The organism is Microbacterium sp. B24 (genome assembly GCF_000333415.1).
Lineage (GTDB): Bacteria > Actinomycetota > Actinomycetes > Actinomycetales > Microbacteriaceae > Microbacterium.
Window position 1 is genome coordinate 1 of record NZ_BADB01000212.1, and the last position, 1827, is coordinate 1827.

Sequence of the window (1827 nt, forward strand, 5' to 3'; positions counted from 1 at the left end):
GGCGGTGCCATGATGCAGTACCTGCCATGGCTGCTCTTCGGCCTGTTCGCGGGGTCTGTGGCCGACCATCACGACCGCCGCCGGCTCGTCATCGTCGCGAACGCCCTGCGCGCCCTCGTCGTCGTGGGCCTGGTCGTGTTCCTCGTGACCGGCGCCGTGAGCGTGTGGATCGTGCTGGTCGCCGCGTTCCTGTACGGAACAGCGGAGGTGTTCGCCGACACGGCTGGCAGCACGCTGCTGCCCATGCTCGTGCGTCCCGCGGACCTCGGTCTCGGCAATGCCAGACTTCAGGCCGGCTATCTGGTCGCGAACCAGCTCGCCGGTCCGCCGCTGGGCGCGTTCCTGTTCGCGGTGGGATCGTTCTGGCCGTTCGTCACCCAGATCATCTGCGTGACACTGGCCATCGTGCTCATCGCACGCATCACCCGCACGCCGATCCCGGATCGCGACGCGGCGGATGCCGAGCGGCCGGCGCAGCCGATCCGCGAGGGTCTGCGGTGGCTGCGGGCGAACCCGCCCGTGCGCACGCTGGTCATGATCATCCTGGTCTTCAACATCACGTGGGCGGCACCCTGGGGCATTCTCGTGCTGTACGCCACCGACCATCTCGGCATGGGTCCGGTCGGCTACGGAGCGCTGACGACGGCATCGGCTCTGGGTGGGCTCGTCGGTGTCGGGATCTTCGGCGCGCTCGAGAGGCGCGTCTCGTTCGCGACGCTCATGCGGGTGTGTCTGACGCTCGAAGTGATCATGCACCTCGCCTTCGCGCTGACGACGGTGCCCGCGATCGCGTTCGTGATCATGTTCGGCTTCGGCGTGTACGCGTTCGTCTGGGCGACGATCTCGACCACCGTCCGCCAGCGCCTCGTGCCGTTGACGCTGCAGGGCCGCATCGCGTCGGTGAACATGGTCGGCGTCTTCGCGGGGCTCGTCATCGGTCAGGCCCTCGGCGGCGTGATCGCTCAGACCTGGGGACTCACGGCCCCCTGGTGGTTCGCGTTCGGCGGATCGGCGTTGACGCTCCTCCTCGTCTGGCGCTCGATCTCATCGATCGCCGCGGCGAAACCGGTGCTGGCAGAGCCGGATGGCGGTGCCGACGACCCGCGGTGACGGCGCACACTCGTCCGCGCGTGTCGATCTCATCGTCCCAGCGTCGTGATCTCCAGGTCGAGAAACGGCAGGCTGTCCCGTGGCAGCACGATCGTGCAGACGACACCGTCGTCGGCACGGAACCCGCACGCGTAGACGAAGGGGTCGGTGTCGATATGCAGGCCGGAACGGTCCCGGCCGTCGACGGTGAGCGACGCCGGGGCCACGACCGCCGGCGTCGCGCGCCAGCCACCGGCATCCGGAAAGCTCATGGGAACCGCGGGCAGACCCAGCTGTTCGCGGTAGACGTTGCGCAGCACGTCATTGGTGTGGTCGATGAGCACCGGCGTGAGCGCGTGCCTCTCCGGTTCGGGCGATGCCTGCCATGCCGTGCGGACGGCACTCCACAGCATCGGATACCGGAAGAGCTGGGCCTGTTCGGCGAGCCAGGCCGGTCGTCCCCACGGGGGTTCTTCCTCGATGGAACGCCGTGTCTGCTCGTCGAGTTCGATCTCATTGCGCGGATCGGATCGATCCTCGGGGTACCGCCACAGCGTGTACGAGAACTCCACCGTCAGCCCTTCGTGACCTGCCCAGCCCGATGTCTCCGTGAAGCCGGTGATCGGCAGACGAGTGACGGCCGGTTGCGGGAGCAGTTCGAAGACCGGGAACGACACGGCGCGCAGCCTCGCCTCCGAGGCGGCACGCGGATCGGGTGCTTCTTCCGGGAGGACCCAG

2 protein-coding genes are annotated in these 1827 nt (G+C 68.3%); one reads left to right on the forward strand and one right to left on the reverse strand.

Going from position 1 to position 1827, the window contains the following annotated elements; all coding sequences use genetic code 11:
* Positions 1-1110 (forward strand): MFS transporter (locus I5I_RS05520; RefSeq protein WP_036317453.1); only part of this gene is annotated, 1110 nt, incomplete at its 5' end.
* Positions 1111-1139: 29 nt separating this feature from the next.
* Here I5I_RS05520 and I5I_RS05525 read toward each other — a convergent pair.
* Positions 1140-1827 (reverse strand): hypothetical protein (locus I5I_RS05525; protein WP_036317454.1); only part of this gene is annotated, 688 nt, incomplete at its 5' end.